General features: G+C 67.1%; 14 protein-coding genes. All 14 read right to left on the bottom strand.

Going from position 1 to position 12784, the window contains the following annotated elements; translation table 11 throughout:
• Window positions 1-116: 116 nt before the first annotated feature.
• The 14 genes from B9C43_RS17790 to B9C43_RS17855 all read right to left on the bottom strand — a co-directional run bounded on the left by B9C43_RS17790 (window position 117) and on the right by B9C43_RS17855 (window position 12784).
• Entirely contained in the window at window positions 117-776 is a 660-nt protein-coding gene (locus B9C43_RS17790) for an HD domain-containing protein (RefSeq protein ID WP_084427629.1), read from the bottom strand.
• Window positions 777-871: 95 nt separating this feature from the next.
• Window positions 872-1186, bottom strand: coding sequence for a hypothetical protein (locus tag B9C43_RS17795; protein ID WP_084427631.1), 315 nt, complete (start codon window positions 1184-1186; stop codon window positions 872-874).
• A 31-nt stretch (window positions 1187-1217) separates the two neighbouring features.
• A complete protein-coding gene (locus B9C43_RS17800; RefSeq protein WP_084427632.1) occupies window positions 1218-2204 on the bottom strand; it encodes a bifunctional DNA primase/polymerase in 987 nt (328 codons plus the stop codon).
• Window positions 2205-2387: 183 nt separating this feature from the next.
• Window positions 2388-2822, bottom strand: coding sequence for a single-stranded DNA-binding protein (gene ssb, locus B9C43_RS17805; RefSeq protein ID WP_084427634.1), 435 nt, complete (start codon window positions 2820-2822; stop codon window positions 2388-2390).
• A 116-nt stretch (window positions 2823-2938) separates the two neighbouring features.
• The gene (locus B9C43_RS17810) at window positions 2939-3724 is read right to left on the bottom strand and encodes a hypothetical protein (protein ID WP_143446380.1); all 786 of its coding nucleotides are present in this window, start codon (window positions 3722-3724) and stop codon (window positions 2939-2941) included.
• Window positions 3693-3908, bottom strand: coding sequence for a hypothetical protein (locus B9C43_RS56705; protein ID WP_084427638.1), 216 nt, complete (start codon window positions 3906-3908; stop codon window positions 3693-3695). Before B9C43_RS56705 ends, B9C43_RS17810 begins: the two co-directional genes overlap by 32 nt.
• Before the next feature lie 230 nt (window positions 3909-4138).
• Entirely contained in the window at window positions 4139-7111 is a 2973-nt protein-coding gene (locus B9C43_RS58480) for a hypothetical protein (protein ID WP_235038664.1), read from the bottom strand.
• A gap of 7 nt (window positions 7112-7118) precedes the next feature.
• On the bottom strand, window positions 7119-7559 hold the full coding sequence (locus B9C43_RS17825) for an NUDIX domain-containing protein (RefSeq protein WP_200825559.1): 441 nt from the start codon (window positions 7557-7559) through the stop codon (window positions 7119-7121).
• 240 nt (window positions 7560-7799) lie between these two features.
• Window positions 7800-10031, bottom strand: coding sequence for a P-loop nucleotide/nucleoside kinase family protein (locus B9C43_RS17830; protein ID WP_084427642.1), 2232 nt, complete (start codon window positions 10029-10031; stop codon window positions 7800-7802).
• The gene (locus B9C43_RS17835; protein ID WP_084427644.1) at window positions 10024-10380 is read right to left on the bottom strand and encodes a hypothetical protein; all 357 of its coding nucleotides are present in this window, start codon (window positions 10378-10380) and stop codon (window positions 10024-10026) included. Before B9C43_RS17835 ends, B9C43_RS17830 begins: the two co-directional genes overlap by 8 nt.
• A gap of 15 nt (window positions 10381-10395) precedes the next feature.
• Window positions 10396-10620, bottom strand: coding sequence for a hypothetical protein (locus B9C43_RS17840; RefSeq protein WP_084427646.1), 225 nt, complete (start codon window positions 10618-10620; stop codon window positions 10396-10398).
• Window positions 10620-11780, bottom strand: a complete 1161-nt coding sequence (locus B9C43_RS57540; protein WP_084427648.1) for a hypothetical protein — start codon at window positions 11778-11780, stop codon at window positions 10620-10622. Before B9C43_RS57540 ends, B9C43_RS17840 begins: the two co-directional genes overlap by 1 nt.
• Before the next feature lie 265 nt (window positions 11781-12045).
• Window positions 12046-12231, bottom strand: a complete 186-nt coding sequence (locus tag B9C43_RS17850) for a hypothetical protein (protein ID WP_084427650.1) — start codon at window positions 12229-12231, stop codon at window positions 12046-12048.
• Window positions 12232-12268: 37 nt separating this feature from the next.
• Entirely contained in the window at window positions 12269-12784 is a 516-nt protein-coding gene (locus tag B9C43_RS17855) for a M23 family metallopeptidase (protein WP_084427652.1), read from the bottom strand.

Below are 12784 nucleotides of genomic sequence, written 5' to 3' on the forward strand. Positions count from 1 at the left end.
GTTGTCGTGTGACGTGGCGACTGCCGGGTGTCACGTCCCTTGAGGTATGGATGTTCTCCTGGTGTTCTGTTCTGTTCCGTCCGATGTGGTCACACACCTTGCGCGATGGATGGATGTCACGTCCCCGCGCTCCGTTGGGCTTCCTCGTCGATCGGACATAGGTCGACGGCGTTGTAAACCCAGCTGACCAGCTCGGCGCGAAGTTCGAGTAGCGGCGGAAAATCCGCCGCATAGTCCTGCAGTTCGCGTAGTTGTCGTTCGTATCGGCCGATCAACTCGCGCATGGTGAAGCCTTGGTCTCGGAGTGTCCTGCCACCGTTGGCGATATGCGTGATCTTCGGCAGGAGTTTGTCCATGGCCTTGACGTACCGTGCCTCTGGCGTGCTTCGGTTCTCATACAGGTCGATCACCGTGCTTAGCCAGGGAAGTCTGCTGAATTCGGCCCGAATGCGTTCAAGGGCGACGTGTTCCCGTTCCTGCTTGCTGGTCTGCTGTTCGGTGGTGATCCGCAACGTGGGTGTGTCCCCGGCGTAGACCTCGACCACGTCGTGTACCAACGCGAGCTGGGCGATCAGACCCAGGTCAAGGTGAGGCAGATGGCGTGCTGCGAACGAGCACGCGACGAGTCCGAGCATGACGGTGTGGTCGGTGTCGGACTCCGGTGTGACTCCGTCTTCGTGGAAGGTGATCCGGTTGACCCGTCCGAATGCGAGGGCCAGCACACCAAGTTGGACAACCGAGGTCAGGTCCCCGTTAGTGATTGGTGGATCGAGCATCCGGTCTCCCTGAAGTCATCGAGGTGTACGCGCGTGGTGGGTTGATGTCGCCGCTCAGCCACGTACTCTGAGGGGCTGGCATGTCACGTCCCCTGCTACGAAGGGGTTTCTGTCTGGTGCTGTTCTTCGGGCGTGCGGTACTCGCCGCCCCACGCCGCCCATTGCGGCGGCGGCACGTACTGCCAAATGCGCGCCACCATGTCGGTGCCCGCCTTGGTGACCTGGTGGGCGAATGCGGTGGTGGGCGCGTAACAGCGGCTGCTGCCGCACGGGTGCTCCAGCGGATACCGGCCGCGACGGCTGGCCCTGCGAGTGGCGATCCAATCGCCGTAGTAGAACCAGCGGTGATCACGCGGCCCGCCGGACAGACTGACCAAGTCGCTGTGCGGGTCGTTCCAGGCGAAGTCCATTACACCGTGGTGCCTTTCCAACGTGGGGCGGTCACGTCCCTTGGTGAGTACGGGTTTTCGCGGGTGGAATGCGGGGGCGTTGCATTCCCGCGCGCAGGCCGTTGGTGATGGTGCGGCGGATCTCGTAGTCGGTGCAGTCGCAGTCGGCGGTGAGCAGGTGCCGAGCCGCTGCGTAGAGCTCGGTGTGCGCGTCGGCATAGGACAGCCCGCCTCCCGCCACGTGCTGTCCGAGGTTTCCCGACGCGCTGTAGAGGGTCTTCTTGTGTGTCCCGCCGGCCGCGGTTGCGATCCGTTCGCATTCGCCGCGCACGGCGGCGGCTGTGTAGGCCGCCAGACGCGGCGATGTGCGCGGCGGGGGTGCTGTGGTGTGCACGACCGGTTGGGGCGTCAGCAAGGCTGTCAGCCATGCGGGAAGCGGCGCCGGGGTCAGGTCGACGGCGAGTTGGTACTCACCGTCCGGTGTGATCGATCCGGGGGCGACGATGTAGCCGCCCCACGCGCGGGTGTCGATTTTCCAGCCCAAGCCGTTGCCGTGTTCCCCTTCGGTGTTGCGCAGTTGTCGCTCGGTCGGCGCGGCGAAGTACAGGTGTGTCCCGCCACGCGGGGTCAGTCCCCAGCAGGTACGGGGAAACGGCTGACCGTGGCGGGAGCAGATGGCGGCGAAGTGGTCAAGCCCGTCCCGGATGCCCTGCTGGGCAAGGTCGTGCGGTGGTGTGTCCTGTGCGGACTTGGGGCGGTCCAGGTCGATGACGATCAGTCCGCTGGGGCCGGTGGCGATGCCGATGTTGTATGCGGCTCGGGTCCAGGCCGCGCGGATGCGGTCCGGGTCGGTGGTGGCCCGCTGCTCCCAGCCTTGGTGCCCGGTACGGCAGATCCCGGTGCGGGGGCAGGGCTTGCGCGGGGTGTCACCGTGCAGCGCGGGCGGTTTCTTGCGGCCGGGTTGGATTGGGAAGACGTGCCAGCCGCGGTCGGCGGCGGCCAGGGCGGCGTTGAGCAACTGGCGGTGGGCGGTGTCCATCACCGGTGTCCTTTCGCAGCCAGGAGGGCGTTGTCCGGTCGGTGGCGGTGACGGTGTGTGCACCGCTGGACATGGGGCGGCGGCGTAGCCGCTCCGCTGGAGAGCAGTGCGGCACGCCGCCGGATTCGGTGGGTTATCGGAGTTGATCTGTTGTCCGAGCGCCGGTGTGGCTCGTGATCAGGTTCAGAAGGGCGGTTCGCTGTTCCATTGACTGCCGGTGGCTCCGGATTGCGCGCCGGTGTTCTCGTCCGTGCGCGTGGCCTTGGTGACGGTCACAGTGGCCCAGCGCAGCGAGGCAGCGACTTCGGTGACGTCCAGTTCGAACGCGTAGCGCTTGTCACCCTGGTTGGTGGTGTAGGAGCGTTGCCGCAAGGCGCCGGTGACCATGACGCGGGCGCCCTTGCTCAGCGAGTTGACGAGGTTCTCGGCGATCTGGCGCCACACCGTGCAGCGCAGGAACGTCGCGTCCCCATCGATCCAGGTACCGGTTTTCTGGTCGTAGCGGCGGTCGTTGGCTGCGACGGTGAAGTTGGCGACCGGCATGCCGTTCGCGGTGTACCGCAGTTCGGGGTCGGCGGTAAGGGTGCCCGACATGGTGACTTCGGGAAGGCCTGACATGACAAGGAACTCCTCGGGTTGGAGTGACTGAAGGTGGGTGCCGGTGCGGCGCGGGCGCGCGTCAGGTCTCCGCGCCGCACCGGGATGTCTGCTGCGCCACCGTGGGGGCGCAGGGTTCAACTGCCGAACTCGCGATCCGGTTTGCGGGTGTGTTCCCGGGTGCAGTCCGGGCATGTCCAATGGGCCCGGTCGTGCCGGGTCCAGCCGACAGTGGCGGCGAAGCGGGCGACGTCGCCGCGGTCGCGTTCGCGGACCTCGAACGGCACATCGTCGTCGTCAGTCTGGTCAAGCAGCACCGGGTTGTTGAACCGGTTGTCGCACAGCGGTGCGGCACAGCACAGCCGCCAGGTCGGTTCGATCTGCCGGGTGACGTCCTCTACCCGGTATGCGGGGTTGGCACCGTGCTCGGTCAGCCAGGCGTCCAAGTCGTTCCAGGTGTCGAACACGTAGTCGGATTGGGTCCAGTCGTCCGTCTGCACGATCCAGCCGGGGGCGAGGTGCTGCCAGCTGTGGCGTGCCCACCAGGTCGGCCGTCCGTCCTGCCAGGACTCGTGTACACGGTTGCGGATGTCCCACACCACGTGCGTCACGTCCCCGCGTTGCTCACGCAATTGCTGCGCGGGCAACGTCCAGTCGACACCGGCGTCGGCCAACAGCACGGCGGCTTCCCGAGCGTAGGCCAGCGGGATGGAAACCAGCGCGAGGTGCAGGCCGGTGCGGGTATGGATGATCGTCCATCCACCGGTGTAGCGGCCGGTGAACACATTGATGCTCGGGACGATCACCAGTCCCGGCGCGGGAGTCGGCTCGCCGGGAAACGACAATTGTGGACGGTCACGGTAGACGGGCGTGGTCGGCACCCAGCCGCTGTCAACCGATCGGGTTGGTGTCGTGATCGTCATGGCGAGTCACGTCCCCTTGCTTGTCTGGCCACGGGTAGGACAGGAATCGCGGATCGGGTCGAACGTTCACTTCCGCGTCGACACGCCTAAGCATGACCGTGGCCTCACCCATTTCGGACACGTTGGTCACGGCGGCCAACACAGTCAGTATCTCGGGCGCTGTCCCTTCAAGACGGATCTTCACAGCTGTACTCCTGATTCCGGTTGGGGACACCAGCCACCGGTGTAGATGGCTGGTGTCACGTCCCTAAGGGCGTGAAAAGAGGCAGTTCGTCCTCACTGGACTGTGCAGTCAGCTTGCCTCTGCGCCCTGGGCATTCGCCTTGTCCCAGCAGTCCCGCACACTCGCGTTGATCGTCGCGAGGCGGGCCGGGGTGGCGCGGTGTACGACCTCGCTGCCTCGCGGTTCGCGGATCAGGCACGTGGTGGCTGTGTGGCCGTCGTGCTGTCGTTGCCGAGGGTTGTGTTGTCCGCGAGGTCGGCGTTCCACTTGTTCCAGCTCCGCAGCCCGGCGAACTTGCGGCGAGCGGCGATGGCCTGTTTGAGGACCCGCTTCTCCAGTTCTTTGTCGGTCAAGCGATCCACACGGGAGAGTCCCAACTCGCTCGCCAGGGCCAGCAACCCCTGCCGGTCCAGGTTCTGGGCGCGCAGGATCTCGGCACCCTGGTCCTCGGTCTCGGTTGTCCGCAGGCGTGCCGCGATGGGTGACAGGCCAGTATCCGGCTTTGTGGAGTCCTTCCACGGCCGTGCCGCCCGGTCGGCCTTCGCGGTGGTCACGTCCCCACTGGGAGTTGCCTTGCCCTGCTTGGACTTGCCAGACCTGTCAGGCCGTCGACCTGGTTGTCCTGCCTGTCCGGAGGGGGCGGCTGTGCGCGGTTGGCTACGTTCTCCGCCGTGGCCAGGCTCGGGTTTCGCCGTGGATTCATCGCTGTCCCACTTGCGCAGCCCAGCGAACTTGCGGCGAGCGCCGATCGCCTGCTTCAGCACCTTGTCCAGCAGTGCCTTCTGGCTCAGGCGATCCACCCGTGAGAGACCCAACTCACCGGCCACGGCGAGCAGCCCTTCCCGGTCCAGGTTCTGTGCCCGCAGCAACTCGGCACCCTCGTCCTCCGTCTCGGTTTCCCGCAGACGCGATGCGATGGCCGACGCGCCGGCATTCTGCCTCGCTGGCTCGCTCCGGTCGGGTGATGTGACAGCGGTTGCCCGATTCCTGTTGTCGGGCTTGCGCGTGGCGTCGGCCCGCCGGGCACGTTCCTGGGCGCGTCGCTGGGACTCGGCCGGATCGACCGGAGTGACGGAATATCCGTCTGGGCCGAAGGTGACGTTGCCGTGGATCACGACGTGCGATCCGACATTCCCGTGGACACTGAACTTGGAATCGGCGGATTCGCGCCCCTGGTTGGCGGTTGGGGGAACGTCCTGTCCGGTCGGTGGTGTGGTGTTCTGCTGTGCCCAGGTCCGATCTCGGATCGCTGCGTGGTCCTCCCGCACTCCCACAGTGCCATCAACGATCTTGCGCCGAATCACCATCATCGTGTCATTGCTCTGTACGGCGACGTCCAACTGTTTGGCGAGGGAAACCAGCTCAGATTTCTTGAGCCTCAGATCGGATAGGTAACGGTCCGCCTCCCCACGGTTCGTGAGAGCTGCGAGTCGAGCACGTACCCCACTGGCATCTGCGGTCACGTCCCTGGCAGAGGTTGCCCGGTTCCCATTGTCGGGCTTGCGCGTGGCGTCGGATGGCTTGCGCGGCAGGTGACCGGGTGGGGTGGTCGCCGCACGGTCAGATGGTCGCGTTCCGATCGGCTGGGCATCATCCGTTGTCGCGGTGCTGCCAGTGGCCGGGTGGTTGCCGAGTTCGCGAAGCGTCGCCGGGGTGATCGCGAACAGGTGGTTGTCTTCGCCACCGATCCGTACGGCGGCCTCGTGGTCCGCTGCTGTCAACGTTTTGCGGTTCGACTCCGGCGCGATGTGGGCCGTGCCGGTTCGGCTCAGCCCTTTGAGCGCTTGGTCGACTTCCGCCTTGGTGATGTCCGGGTTGAGGCGTGCCCGCAACTGGTCCAGCCCGACCCAGTCACGGCCAGGGCGCTCGGCAAGCAAGTCCCTGTACGCCTGGACGACCTGCCCCTGAACGTGTGCGTCACGGTTGTCGGTCGGGGTCCGGCCATCGTCAGACGGGTCGGCGCGTGTCACGTCCTTCGCGTGAGCCGCCTGGTTCCGTGTTGTGGTGGCCGATGTGTCCATCATGGAGTGTGCGTCGTGGTTCTCGGGTCCGCCCCAGATCTTGATGACGTGGTTGTCTTCGTTGCCGATGCGTACTGCGTTGGCTTGCGCGGCGGGTTGTGATCGGTGCAGGCCGGACGCCTCGGGCATAAGGGTCACGCCAGGACCGTCCATCTTGCGGAGCACGGCGTCGACCTCGTCCTTGGTGACGTCCCAGTTGAGCTCGCTGCGCAGATCGGCCAGGTCGACCAATCCCGACTGTCCCAACCCCTTCGCCTCGACGATGTTCTGATAGGCCCGCCGGATCTGGCGTTCGATATCCCGGACGCGTTCTTCTGGCTGGGTGGGGGTTCGCTCGCCCACGTAGTAGTCGTCAGCGCGGGGGTCCACCGCCGGAGATGGCGTGGATGTCACATCCCCGTGACGTTGCTGTTGGTGGTCGTCGGGGGTGGCGTGGGATTCCCCTGTGGCATCAGGGTTACTGATTGCGCACATGCGTCGCTGTTCTTCCTGACGGATTTGCGTGTAGAGATCATCACCGACGTTGGGAGTGATCAGGGCGGCGGCGAGGTCGGCGTTGCTTGACTTCGCCGGGCCTTGACGCCGGACACGTTCCAGCGCGTCCGGGTCTGGTTCTGGACGACTTCCCACGTTGATCAGGTGCCTGGGCTTGCCGCCGATCATGACCGCCGCGGCTCGATCGCGGTCGGTCAGCGCTTTCTGGTTCATTTCGGCCATCAGGGACACGTCCGGGTCGGTGATGAGTTCGTCCAGGACGCGGTCCATGGCCTCGCGGTCCACGTGCGGCAGTCGTTCGCGCAGGTCGGCCAGGCAGACCCATCCGAGGCTGCTCCAACGTCCGGGTTCCTGGGCAATGCTGCGCACGGTGTGACGAATCTGGTCGGCCACGCTCGCGCCGTCGGCAGGCGTGGTCACGTCCCCTTGCGGTGTTGCCGGGTCGTGAGAGCAGGCCTGCTTGATGGTGTCCATATGGGACCTGGCAGCGGCGAGTTTCTGTTCCGCCCCAGCGATTGCGGCCTCATCGCCGCTGGCTTGCGCGGCGGCGAGCGCGCGGTTGGCGCGGGACAGGCGTTGCCGGGCGGCCTGATTGGTTTTGGTGCGGGAGGCGCCGCCTTTGCAACGCCGCCCGCCAGCTCTGCACATGACGCAGTCACGTCCCCTCGATCACGGGCCCCATGCTGCGCAGGGCGTCGGTCAGGATGGTGGCGTGGTCGAACGCCAACCCGCGTTCGATCGCGAGCGGTACCGGGATCCATTGCGCTGCTTGGGCATCATCGCCGGGCCATGGCATGGGATCCAGCACGGCGGTGTAGGCGGTGCTGATGACGTCGCCGCGTGGGTCACGTCCCGGCGTGTCGTACCGGTCAACCAGGGTCAGGGACACCGAAGCGGTCAGGCCGGTCTCCGCACCCAGGTAGCGCTGGGCGGCGTGCTCGGGTGTCTCCCCTGGGCGGACGTGGCCGCCGGGCAGCGCCCACCAGCCCGGGAACACATCGCTGGTGGCAATGCGCTGAATGAGCAACACGCACAGCACGCGGTTGTGGTCGCGGGCGAACAGCACGATGTCGGCGGTGTGGTCGGTGCTCGTCACGGTGGTCGAAACCTCCAAACGTCTGTCACTCTGCGTGACTTTCGATGGGTGTGGTGCGGAGAGGCACGTCCCTGGGAGGGAGCGGCGCACCACCGGCGCGGGGTGTGGTTTCCGGCTGGTTCCCGGAACTGTTGAGTGGTCGCCTCCCCGCGTCCCTGCGCGTTGTTCGCACAGGCAGGGGCGGGGAGGCGGGCTCAGGGACACCAGCAGGGAGAACTCCCTGCCTCCCTGAGGGTCCGGCTACATTTCCAGCTCGTTGTCCGGGTCGTCGAACGCCGCGTCCTGGTCACGGCGCGTGACCGCGTCGTGGATCAGGTCGGCCCGGACGTGCATGACGCCGCCGGTCTTGTACGGGGCGGCCTCGTGATCGGCGAGGAAGGCGGTCAGCTTCTCGAAGGTCCAGTCGGCGTACCGGGCGCGGTCGCGTTCGGTCAGCCGCTGCAGCACTTCCTGGGTCCGCATCTTGCGCTCCTCGCCCAGCACAGCGGCAATGTCGTCCAGCGGATCGTGCGCGTCGCCCGCGGTGATGGCGGCGCGGACGGTTGTTGCGATCTGGGCCTGGTCCCGCAGCTGCATCGCCCGCTCGGTGACACGGTGCGCGTCGGCCTGAGGCACGTAGAAACACCGCAGCAGACCGGGTTTGGCCATGAAGCCCCGCGCCATGCAGGTTCCGACGTCGCCGTCGCTCTCGTCAGTCTTCGGCTCCAGCCCCACCGCGGAGATGCCCGCCTTGTAGGAGCCGGTGCCCAGGATGGCGTCGTTGCCGGTCTGGTCCCCGATCGCGAAGCAGGCCTTGTTACTGATGATGCTGACGAGCTTGCGGGGGCAAGCGTCATTGGACGGTTCGGGGGTGAGGAAAACGAAGGTGATCGCGTATTTGCGGGCGGTGCTGACCACCTTGCACGCCACCTCGATCGCGGACTTGCCGTGCTCACCCATGAACAGGTTCTGACACTCGTCGATGATCACCAGCCGGGGCCGCAACCTCGGATCACGTTCGGCCAGCTCCCGGCTGACCTTCCGGGCGTCGATCCCGGCCGTCGCGTGCTCCCGCAATGCCTCACCACGCACCGTGCACTCGTCGAACAGGTTGTCCAGCAGGCGTTTGGCGTGGTCGACGGTGCCGGGTCCGCTGCCGGTGACCAGCGACCGCAACCGCGGTTTCATCGGTTCGTAGTCGGCGTTCTCCGCCATCACGACCACGTCGATGTCGACCAGCGGATCGAGCATCGCGCCCAGCACGAGGTTGATGGCCAGGGTCGACTTGCCTGAGCCCATCACGCCGCCCATCACGTAGTTGGCCTCGAACAACCGGCCCCGGACGACATCGCCCTTGATGGTCATCCCGACCGGGACCCCGGCGAAGTAATCGCAGGTTGCCGTAGGTAGGTCGGCCAGCAGCGGCCACGGATCAACCGGCCCGGACAGGGCCCCGGACTTGGCCACCCACAGGTCCAGCACACTGGGCTGCGGCTCGGTCGGCCACACCTCGTTGGGGTAGCGGACGAGGTTGTGCGCCAGCATCGCCTTGCGCTTGACGATCTCTTCCACCGGGCAGGCCGGCGGCAACGACAGTTGCGCTCGCCAGCCCTTGCCGTCGATCACCGGCGGCATCAGGAACTGGATCCGCCAGCCCGCTTTGATCGCCTTGTTGAACCCGCTGATGTTCAGGTTCTTCAAGGCGTTGAGGATGGTGCCCTCATCGGGCAGTTCATCCATCCGGTCGGCGTCCTGCGCGGCGGCGTCGGCCGACATCCAGGTCGGTGTCCACTCGGCATGCGTGCGGCCCTTGTTCCACAAGTACACCAGCACTGCGGCGGTGAAACCGCTGATCAGAATGGTCCCGTAGGCGGTGGCGAACCACACTAGCCAGGCGATCGCGTCGATCACCGCGGTGATCGGGCCGATCACCTGGTCGATGTCCTCATGAGCGACCGCGAGGATCACCCCCAACGCCACCAGCAGTGCCGCGCCCGCCGCGACCGCCACCGCGCCCGCTTTGACCAGCGTGACCGGGGTGTCGACCCAGTCCATCGCCCGCTGGTGGCGGCGCTGTTTCTCCGCGACGTCCCGCGCTTCCCACTCGCGCAGCGCTTCCTGGTCGCCGGCCTGTTCCGCGGCGCGCATCTGCCGCTCGTAGCGGGCGGATCCGTGCGTGTCGCGCCAGTGTTTGAGCACGATCCCGGCCCCGGCGATCGGGTAGGACACGTTGCGCACCACCGCTTTGACCACCGTGACGGTCCGGCGGTGTGTCGCCGCGGCGCGCACAGCGTGCACCGCGAGCGTGACATCGCGCCGGTAGCCCTGGTATCGGGCCAAGGCCTGGGATTTCTGGCTGCGTCGCTGCTGGTACTCCTCTTCAGAGACCACTTCGGCGTCCACCACCGGCCCGGACCCAGCCGGTGGGGAAAGGTAGTGCACGTTGGCAAGCTCGCCCGACGGGTCCTCGCCGGGCGTGAGCCGGTCAGTCATGATCACGGTCCTTCCCGGACAGTTCCACGTCGTTTCCGCTGTCCCCCAACGGTTTCTGCGTCTCAGCGCGGTGGGAGCGGTGGCGGCGCGCGAGTTGAATCTCGTGACTGGCCCACCCTGCTCCCACCACACCGGCCAGCACCGCCCACCAGCCATCCACCATGACGGCCAGCGCGAGCGGCACCCCGACCCCGACCAATTCCAGCCCGTGCCAGCCCAGCCACGCCGCCACCCGCCGGGACGCGGCGGGGGACGTGACCCGACCGACCACCGCCGGGGCTGTGCTCGACCGGGGCTCGACGGCGGGATCGGGCTGGCGGTTGATGTGCCTCGCGTTGTCCGCGGTCACTGCGTCGTCACCTCCTCATGTGTTGTGCCGCAACGGTTCCTGCCGTGACCACGACCCGTCGCCGGTGGAGACGCGGGTGGTGATCAGCCGGTCGATGCCGCTCATGCCCGCTTCCAGCAACCGGGCCACCGCCAGCAGCGGCAACCTGGCTAGGTGCAGCAGCAGAAACACCAGCAACGCGACGGTGAATTTGGCCAACGCCCACGTGCCGTACTTCTCCAGCACCTCACACGCGGACATCACGCCACCTGCCGATCCGGCGTCTCTTGCGTGGTTTCGGCGACGTTCACGGAGGTGTGTGTGGCCAGTTCATCGCGCAGTTCACGAGCGAGCTTCACGCTGGTCCCGGCCGAACAGCCGGTTACTTCCTGAGCCCACTTGGCGGTGGGCATCACGCCCGGTGTGAGCGCGTTGCGAGCGGCGGCGAGGTAGTCGCCGTAGAGCACTCTGGCTTTCTTCGCCCGTGATGTGCGCCGTGCTTTCTTGGCTGGTGTCGTGCGTGTCGGCCGGTGCGGTTCACGAACCTGGTCGTCACGGTGTTCATGAACGTGGTCGGCAGCGTTGTCGTGAACCTGGCTGGCAGGGTTCACGAGCGGTCCAGTGTGGGTGGATGCGGCGTTGCCGGGGAGATCGGTGGGCAGCGCTGGGGACCTCACGGCCAGCCACGGCGACGGCTGCTGCAGGGTGGCCAGCTCGCGCATGTGCTGAACCGCTGCCAACTCCGCCAGCATCCGCTCCCGCATCGCCGGGTCGTGAGCGGCGTTCGACGCGCGCAGCGCACGCCGCAGCCGGAGGTCTCGGAACACGACCCGCGGCGCGGAAGACAGGTGCGCCACCCGACCAGCAGCACGGTGGCGGGTGCGGGCCAACGCGTCCCGCTGATCATCGGCCAGACCCAGCCGGGACAGCAGCCGCTCTCGCACCTCACGGCCGACCTTCGCCCAGGTGGTCATGCGCCCACCAGCAGCGTGCCGAATCTCGATCCCCAGCGCGAGGTGCAGCATCACCAAGCCCAGGATCGGGCCCAACGCCACCCGGGCGAGCCCCTCGATCGGGCCGGACAGATCCAGCGCCATGTACGCCGATAGCCCGCACAGCATCCAGGCCACCAGCCGCGCCGGGCCAGGTCGACCCCTCGCCGACTGGACACCCGCACGCATCGCGTAACCACACGCGATCAACGCCACCTCGACCACCGCGAACATGATCGCCCGCTCCCAGATGGCTGTGATCCCCAGCCGCTCACCAAAAAACCGCCACGACGTATCCACCGACACGGCCAGCGACATCGCCGCCACCAGGTAGAACCCGCGTGCCCCAGCGGGACCACCCTTGCGGTGCTCTCGCCCGGACTCGGTGGGCGCCCGCATCTGCTCCGCTGTGGACTGCTGTGTGGTCATGGCTGATCACCTCCTCCCTGACAGCCGCCAGGGTTCGTAGGATTCCGACGCGCGAGTTGCCGCCGGACAATCTCTGGTGTGTCCTGATAGGACACTCTGACCGTGTCGGCGGCGCTGGCCTGCTGCCGCTTGCGGTCGGTCACGTTGTCTTACGAACGATCGACACCCCGCCAGCCCAGCGAGGGCTTGCTGGAACCAGGGGGCAACCCGATCTGTGCGGCGGACGCGGGCAGCGCGGCGCCTGCCAGTGGAAGAGACCTGGCCCTTACGCGGGGCAGGCGGCCATCATCTGGCGCAGCCCGTGCAGCTCGGCGTGATCCACCGACAGGCGGTACCGGATCTTGATCAGGATGTAGGCGGTCGCGAACTCACACCACGCCGCCTGGCGCGGTGGTTTCCAGTCGCTGGCGTCCCGGTCGCCCTTGCCATGGTTGACGCGGCGGGTGGTCATGCACACCACCCCGTGCCTGCGCCGACAGGGGGTGTGGTCAGTAGCGGATGCCGTGCCGCGACAGCCACGGCACCGGGTCCACACGCGCGCTGCGATCACCACGCGGCCAGACCTCGAAATGCAGGTGCGGCCCGGTGGACTGGCCACGGGAACCGACCGTGGCGATCTGCTCCCCTGCGTCCACAGTGGAGCCCGTGCGCTGGTCGATGGTGTGCATGTGGCCGTAGACGGTGACTGTCCCGTCCGGGTGGCGGATCCGCATCCACAGGCCGAATCCGCTCGCGGGCCCGGCCTCGATCACGGTGCCGGCGGTGACCGCGCGGATCGGGGTGCCGGTCGGGGCGGCGATGTCGATGCCGTAGTGCGGCCCGCCGCGGCGGGGCCCGTAACCGGAGGTGAACCGTCCCTCAACAGGTTTGACGTAGCGGTTACCGCTCCCGGCGGGCGGGGACGTGACCGGAGGGGTGTCGGCGGTACTGGTGTGGTGATACGCCACCACCACCAGCACCACGGTGGCGCCGATCAGCACGCGGCGGCCGGATCTGCGAGCCAT

Source organism: Kibdelosporangium aridum, from assembly GCF_900176515.1.
Lineage (GTDB): Bacteria > Actinomycetota > Actinomycetes > Mycobacteriales > Pseudonocardiaceae > Kibdelosporangium > Kibdelosporangium aridum.

Excerpts from the sequence above, each read along its gene's own strand:
- B9C43_RS58480 (WP_235038664.1), bottom strand. The coding sequence starts at position 7,111 with ATGTGCAGAGCTGGCGGGCGGCGTTGCAAAGGCGGCGCCTCCCGCACC.
- B9C43_RS17850 (WP_084427650.1), bottom strand. The coding sequence starts at position 12,231 with ATGACCACCCGCCGCGTCAACCATGGCAAGGGCGACCGGGACGCCAGC.
- ssb (WP_084427634.1), bottom strand. The coding sequence starts at position 2,822 with ATGTCAGGCCTTCCCGAAGTCACCATGTCGGGCACCCTTACCGCCGAC.
- B9C43_RS17810 (WP_143446380.1), bottom strand. The coding sequence starts at position 3,724 with ATGACGATCACGACACCAACCCGATCGGTTGACAGCGGCTGGGTGCCG.
- B9C43_RS17840 (WP_084427646.1), bottom strand. The coding sequence starts at position 10,620 with ATGTCCGCGTGTGAGGTGCTGGAGAAGTACGGCACGTGGGCGTTGGCC.
- B9C43_RS57540 (WP_084427648.1), bottom strand. The coding sequence starts at position 11,780 with ATGACCACACAGCAGTCCACAGCGGAGCAGATGCGGGCGCCCACCGAG.
- B9C43_RS17855 (WP_084427652.1), bottom strand. The coding sequence starts at position 12,784 with ATGGCTCGCAGATCCGGCCGCCGCGTGCTGATCGGCGCCACCGTGGTG.
- B9C43_RS17830 (WP_084427642.1), bottom strand. The coding sequence starts at position 10,031 with ATGACTGACCGGCTCACGCCCGGCGAGGACCCGTCGGGCGAGCTTGCC.
- B9C43_RS17795 (WP_084427631.1), bottom strand. The coding sequence starts at position 1,186 with ATGGACTTCGCCTGGAACGACCCGCACAGCGACTTGGTCAGTCTGTCC.
- B9C43_RS17790 (WP_084427629.1), bottom strand. The coding sequence starts at position 776 with ATGCTCGATCCACCAATCACTAACGGGGACCTGACCTCGGTTGTCCAA.
- B9C43_RS17800 (WP_084427632.1), bottom strand. The coding sequence starts at position 2,204 with ATGGACACCGCCCACCGCCAGTTGCTCAACGCCGCCCTGGCCGCCGCC.